The following is a 5,846-nucleotide window of genomic DNA, read 5'->3' as shown; positions in this document are numbered from 1 at the left end:
CTGCCCCTGTCCGTGCCGACGGGGACGGGTGGGGGCAGGGGCAGAGCGCATGAGCAGCCGCTCACCGGACGGGCCGCGCCCCGACGACGGCCTCAGCCGGTGGCGAGGGCCTTGAAGGCGCGGGTCTGTTCGGTGACGGCCCGCTCCGTGGGGAGGCGTTCGATCGACGAGGCTCCGAAGAAGCCGACGACGCCGGTGGTGTGCTCCAGGACGTACCGCGCGTCCTCGGGCTCGGCGATGGGTCCGCCGTGGCAGAGCACGAGGACGTCGGGGTTCACCCGCTTGGCCGCGTCGTGCATCTCCTGGACCGCGGCGGCGGCCCGGTCGAGCGTCATGGCCGTGCCCGCGCCGATGGCCCCCTTGGTGGTGAGCCCGACGTGGGGCACCAGGACGTCGGCGCCGGCCGCGGCCATGTCGGCGGCCTGCTCGGGGTCGAAGACGTACGGGGCGGTCAGCAGGTCGCGTTCGTGGGCGGCGCGGACCATGTCGACCTCCAGGCCGTACCCCATGCCGGTCTCCTCCAGGTTGACCCGGAAGGTGCCGTCGTACAGGCCGACCGTGGGGAAGTTCTGCACTCCGGCGAAGCCCATGGCCTTGAGCTCGTCGAGGAAGAGGTCCATGCGGCGGAACGGGTCGGTGCCGCAGACGCCGGCGAGGACGGGGGTGTCGCGGACCACGGGCAGCACCTCGCGGGCCATGTCCTGGACGATCGCGTTGGCGTCCCCGTACGGCAGGAGACCGGCGAGCGAGCCGCGGCCGGCCATCCGGTAGCGGCCCGAGTTGTAGATGATCAGCAGGTCGACCCCGCCGGCCTCGGCGCACTTGGCGGAGAGGCCGGTTCCCGCGCCCGCGCCGACGATCGGGCGGCCCGCGGCGACCTGGGCGCGGAGTCGGTCGAGCACGTCCTGGCGGCTGATGGTGGTCACGATGGTCGCTCCTCGGTGTCTCATCGGGCGGCGGCGCGGGCGTTCTCGGTGATCAGCTGGTGGAGGCGGTCGGCCATGGCGACCGCGAAGGAGGGGTCGTTGACGTGGGCGTCGAGTTCGTGGACCCGGACCTCGCCGCCCCGGACGGCGGCGCGCAGCGCGTCGAGCCCGGCACGGTCCGCCTCCGGGTCCTCGAAGGGCCCGCCGGCCGTGTCCACGGCGGAGACGCCGCGCAGCGGCCAGAAGACCTCGGCGGGGCCGCGCGCGGTGCGGAGCTTGCGGCCGATCCCGGTGCCGAGCTCGGCCATCTCGCCCGCGGTGGTGCGCATCAGGGTGACGGTCGCGTTGTGGATGAGCAGCCGGCGTTCGGCGAACCGCTCGGGGACGGTCGCGGCGGGCCCGAAGTTGACCATGTCGAGCGCTCCGGGGGCGACGACCTGGGGGATGCCGACGGCCCCGGCGGCGGTGAGCCGGGACGGGCCCGCACCGAGCACGCCGCCGACGAGCTCGTCGGCGAGTTCGGTGGTGGTGAGGTCGAGGACGCCGTCGAGCATGCCGTCCCTGGCGAGCTTCTCGACCGCCCGGCCGCCGGCGCCGGTGGCGTGGAAGACGAGGACCTCGTAGCCGAGTTCGGCGAGCCGGGCGCGGGCCGTGTCGACGGCCGGGGTGGTCACGCCGAACATGGTGGCCGCGACGACCGGCCGTCCCCGGCCGGCGGGCTCGTCGTGGTTGCGCTCGTGGCGGCGGGCCATGCCGGCGGCGGCCGCTGCGGCGTTGCCGAGGACCTGGCAGGACACGGAGTTGAGTCCGGAGATGTCGACGACGCTGTACATCAGGGTGAGGTCGCTGCTGTCGACGTACGGGGAGACGTCACCGCCGGCCATGGTGCTGACGAGCACCTTCGGGACGCCGATGGGCAGGGCCCGCATGGCCTGGGCGGCGATCGCGGAGCCGCCGCTGCCGGCCGCGGCGAGCACGGCGTGCAGCCTTCCCTTGCGGTAGAGGTCGACGACGATCCGGGCGAGGCCCTGCGCCATCGCGGTGACGGCAGCCCCGCGGTCCCCGGCGGCCCGGAGCCGCGCCAGGTCGTGTCCCGCGGCCCGCGCGACGACGTCGGCGGGGACGTCGGGCACGGGTCCCCGGGCGGGCGGCGGCATGATGCCGGTGTCGACGAGGAGGACGTCGCCGCCGTACTCCCTGAGCCGCTCGCGCAGCCAGGCGTACTCCTCCCCCTTGGTGTCCAGTGTGCCGACCAGCACGACGGTCGCCATGCCCTCACCCTTCTCCCGGTCCCGTAGCCGTGTCCCGGTCCCGTGGCCCGGTCCCGCCGGTGTCGATCCTCCGACGGGTGACCTGCGGCGACAACGACCAGTCGGGCCGGATTGGCCTGCGTCGTGAAGATCCCCGAGGAGAGCCGTGCAGCAAGATGTGGGCCATGGCCAGGATTGCTTCGACCCGTCTGTCACGGCTCCTCACCGGCTGGTCGTCGGAGGGGGCGGGACCGCTGCCACGGCGGCTGGCGGACGCGCTGCGGGAGCTGGCCGAGCGCGGGGACGTGCCCGGCGGCAGCGTGCTGCCCTCGCAGCGCGAACTGGCCCTGGTCCTCGGCGTGAGCCGGTCGACGGTGACGGCCGCGTACGGGCTCCTGGAGGGCGAGGGGTGGCTGGAGAGCGTGCGGGGCAGCGGCTCCCGGCTGCGCGGCTCGGGCGCGCTCGACCGGTACGTCGCCGAGGGCCGGCTCGTCAGCTTCAACGCGCGGTCGGGGGGCTCCGGCACCGCGGACCTGTCGAGCGGGGCGCTGCCCGGGCTCGGCGCGGTCGGCGAGGCCGTGGGGGCGCTGACCCACGGCGACCTGGGCGCCCTGCTCGGGGACGACGGCTACCACCCGTACGGGATCCCCGCGTTGCGGGAGGGCATCGCCGCGTACTACCGGGCGGCGGGGGTGGCGACGGAGGCGGAGCAGATCCTGGTGACCTCGGGTTCGCAGCAGGCGGTGTGGCTGGTGGCGCAGGCCCTGGTCGATCCGGGCGACACGGTGGTCGTGGAGAACCCCACCTACCGGGGAGCGCTGGAGGCGCTGCGGGCGCGGGGCGCCCGGCTCGTCCCGGTCGGCGGGGACGAGCCGGACGGCGGTGCGGGCGGAAGCGGTCCGACGGAGCTGCGGCGCCTCTGCACCCACGGGCGGCCCCGGCTCGTGTACCTCCAGCCGACGGTCCACAACCCGACGGGGCGCACGCTCGGCGGCGCGGCGCGCCGGGAGTGGCAGCGGGTCCTCGTGGACCAGGGGCTGTTCACGGTCGAGGACACGGCCTGCGCCGAACTCGCCCTGGGCGACGGGGAGAACGAGGAGATCGACGCACCGGTTCCGCTCGTGGCCGAGCTCCCGATGGCCTCGACGGTGACCGTCGGCACGCTGTCGAAGCTGTTCTGGGGCGGTCTGCGGGTGGGCTGGGTGCGGTCATCGCCGCAGGTGGTGGCCCGGCTCGCGAAGATCAAGACCTCGGTGGACCTGGCCTGCTCGGTGGTGGACCAGCTCGTCGCCGTCCGGCTGCTCGACCGGCTGCCCGAGGCCCGCGCCCGGCGCAGGGCCGAGCTGCGGGGGCAGCGGGAGGCGGCCGAGGCGCTGGTGCGCGGGGCGGCCCCGCACTGGGAGTGGACCCGTCCGGCGGGCGGCCCCGCGCTGTGGGTGCGGATCCCGGGCGCCGACACGGAGGCCCTCGCCCAGCTGGCGCGGCGGCGGGGGGTGTCGGTCGTCCCGGGGGCGGCGTTCTCGCCGGTGGACGGCTTCCGGGACCGGCTCAGACTGCCGTACGCACACGGGACGGAGGCACTGGCCGCCGCGCTCCCCGCCCTCCTGGAGTGCGCGGAACGCGCGGCCGGATGACGGTGCTCAGGGGTGCATCCCGGCCCCCTTGAGCACCTTGTCGACCGCGTTGCGCGGCCCGTACACGGCGATCCCCACCAGGTCGAGCTGTCCCGCGCCCACGGCCCGTACGGCGGCGCGGTTGTCCCGGTCGTTGCCGGTGGTGAAGAGGTCGGACGTGAACACCGCCCGGGGCAGCCCGCGGGAGAGGGCGCGGCCGTGCGCGGCGGTCAGCGTCTCCTTGGTGCCCTCGAAGACCAGGACGGGCTGCCGGAACATCGGCAGGTACGGGGTGCCGTCGGCATCGGCGTACCGCTCGCCGATCACCTCCGGGAGTTCCGTACCGAGGCCGCTGACCAGGAACGCCGTCACGTTCAGCCGCTGCCAGGTCTCCAGGTCCTCGCGCAGCAGCACGGCGATCTTGGTGTCGAAGCGTACGGGGGTCTCGTCGGGCGTGTTGTCGTTCGTCGTCATGCTCCGAGACTGCCGCCGGCCCGGTCGCACGGTCTTGTACGTTCTTTGCACGGTGGACGCCGGGTGGGTCGATGTGTCGGCCCACCCGGCGTTCACGGCTGTCCCGAAGCGCCTATCGAGCCGCGTACTTGAAGGCCACACCGTTGGCCGGCAGGCCGCCCGAGCCGGGCTTGTACGTGGTCACGGGAGCGACCGTGCCGCCCTGGGTCACGTCGGACATCGGCAGCGCGTACAGCGCACCGGCGGCGTTGGGCCCGAACGGCATCCCCACGTACAGCCTGGTCGCGGTGAAGTGGACGCTCTTGCCGAGCTGCTGGTCGGCGCCGGGCGTGCCGGGGATCCCGTCGCCGTCGCCCGCCTCGATCCAGCGGTCGTTCAGCCCGGCCGAGCCGGCCATGGAGAACGTGTGGACCGCGCCCCCCTGGTCGCGGTGCCGACCACCAGGTCGGTGAAACCGTCCGTGTTCCAGTCGATGGTGGCGAGGGCCTCACCGAAGTAGTCGTCCGCCTCGGGGCCGCCGGCACCCAGTCCAGGTCCTGGCTGATCTCCGCGGTGCCCTTGCCGCCGCTGGGCACAGGCACGGCAGGAGGCGCCGAGGAGCGCGTCGCCACCGGGGAAGGCGCGGGCGAGCAGCCCGGGGCCCCGGAGCGAGGTGCCGTGATCGGCGGGCGACAGGGCCACCGGGTGGGCGGTCTTCGCCGCGCCGCCGAGGTGGCGCGGGTAGCGGCGGGGCATCGAGCCGCCTTCACGGCAGTGGCGCGGCGGCATCGGGCCCGGGCCGCGCAGCAGGTGTCCGGGTTCCACCGCGGTGGTCCCGCCTCAGAGGGACTGATGACCGAACCAGGCACGGCTTTCCGGCTGGTTGGGGCGGACGATCGCCAGGATGGCCGGCACGAGCCAGAGCACTCCCAGGATGGGCACCGCTTCGTAGAAGGCCAGGGTGAAGGGCAGCGCCGTCCACCCGTAGACGAAGGCGGACACGCGCAGACCGGGGTGGCGCGTGGGGAACTTCAGGGCGGTGGTGACGCCCCATGCGGCAATCGCGAGCACGAGCACTCCGGCGAATACGACGATCCCGGAGTGAGCCTCGCCCGGCGTGGTGCAGCACGGCGTCGAGGCGTCGCCCCCGACCCAGATGACCTCGGCGATGGCCACGCTGTTGGTCAGCAGAAAAAGTCCGAGGACGGCCTGCATGCCGGCCAGGACCATCATCAACACGCGAAGGCTCTTCACCGGCTGTGGCATCTGCGGCCCCGAGGGGATCGGCCCCTGGCCGAATCCCGTGGATCCGCCGGGGCCTCCGGGCCCAGCCGCCCCTGGGTTGCCGTCGGCGCGCGACCGCCGCCACGGCCGCTCTCCGCCTGGCTCTTCTCCCTCTGACAAACCCATGCTGACGGGTCCTCCCCTGAACGGCCTCGCGCCTGCGCGCCATGCTCCGGTGCCCCACATCGACTGTCCAGCCACAATCCAGCCAGCGCGGACCGGGCATTGAGCCCGCTTCCTCTTGCCCGTCGGATCTCTTGACGGCCCGGGCCCGCCCTCACATACTGGCGGCCAAATCGATTTGGCCAAATCGATTTGGC

The 5,846-nt window shown here is 74.1% G+C and carries 7 protein-coding genes; 1 reads left to right on the top strand and 6 read right to left on the bottom strand.

All coding sequences use genetic code 11. The features are described 5' to 3' along the window. Nucleotides 1-92: 92 nt before the first annotated feature. Together CCN56_RS34930 and CCN56_RS34925 are read right to left on the bottom strand one after the other, a co-directional pair. Nucleotides 93-926 carry a phosphoenolpyruvate hydrolase family protein gene (locus CCN56_RS34930; RefSeq protein ID WP_256962338.1) on the bottom strand — a complete coding sequence of 278 codons (834 nt, stop codon included), beginning with the start codon at nucleotides 924-926 and terminating at the stop codon, nucleotides 93-95. A 20-nt stretch (nucleotides 927-946) separates the two neighbouring features. Then, complete coding sequence (locus CCN56_RS34925) at nucleotides 947-2,197, bottom strand: Tm-1-like ATP-binding domain-containing protein (protein ID WP_086831813.1); 1,251 nt, start codon at nucleotides 2,195-2,197, stop codon at nucleotides 947-949. A 164-nt stretch (nucleotides 2,198-2,361) separates the two neighbouring features. On the opposite strand from CCN56_RS34925, the gene CCN56_RS34920 reads away from it, so the two are divergent. Further along, nucleotides 2,362-3,810, top strand: coding sequence for a PLP-dependent aminotransferase family protein (locus CCN56_RS34920; RefSeq protein ID WP_179200092.1), 1,449 nt, complete (start codon nucleotides 2,362-2,364; stop codon nucleotides 3,808-3,810). Between the two features lie 6 nt (nucleotides 3,811-3,816). On the opposite strand, the gene CCN56_RS34915 is transcribed toward CCN56_RS34920, so the two are convergent. From CCN56_RS34915 to CCN56_RS34900, 4 genes are all read right to left on the bottom strand, one after another. Then, the gene (locus CCN56_RS34915; RefSeq protein ID WP_086831811.1) at nucleotides 3,817-4,263 is read right to left on the bottom strand and encodes a DUF2000 domain-containing protein; all 447 of its coding nucleotides are present in this window, start codon (nucleotides 4,261-4,263) and stop codon (nucleotides 3,817-3,819) included. Nucleotides 4,264-4,375: 112 nt separating this feature from the next. Next, nucleotides 4,376-4,660 carry a hypothetical protein gene (locus CCN56_RS34910; RefSeq protein ID WP_086831810.1) on the bottom strand — a complete coding sequence of 95 codons (285 nt, stop codon included), beginning with the start codon at nucleotides 4,658-4,660 and terminating at the stop codon, nucleotides 4,376-4,378. Further along, nucleotides 4,639-5,067, bottom strand: coding sequence for a hypothetical protein (locus CCN56_RS34905; RefSeq protein ID WP_086831809.1), 429 nt, complete (start codon nucleotides 5,065-5,067; stop codon nucleotides 4,639-4,641). The genes CCN56_RS34910 and CCN56_RS34905 overlap by 22 nt, the downstream gene beginning before the upstream one ends. Nucleotides 5,068-5,082: 15 nt before the next feature. Continuing rightward, nucleotides 5,083-5,478 (bottom strand): hypothetical protein, encoded by a 396-nt coding sequence (locus tag CCN56_RS34900; RefSeq protein ID WP_143664719.1) that lies wholly within the window; start codon nucleotides 5,476-5,478, stop codon nucleotides 5,083-5,085. Between the last annotated feature and the right edge of the window lie 368 nt (nucleotides 5,479-5,846).

The organism is Streptomyces sp. NRRL B-24572, assembly GCF_002156145.1.
In the GTDB taxonomy this organism is placed as follows: domain Bacteria; phylum Actinomycetota; class Actinomycetes; order Streptomycetales; family Streptomycetaceae; genus Streptomyces; species Streptomyces vietnamensis.
The sequence above is the reverse complement of the archived record's forward strand: the minus strand, read 5'-3'. Positions and strand labels throughout refer to the sequence as shown.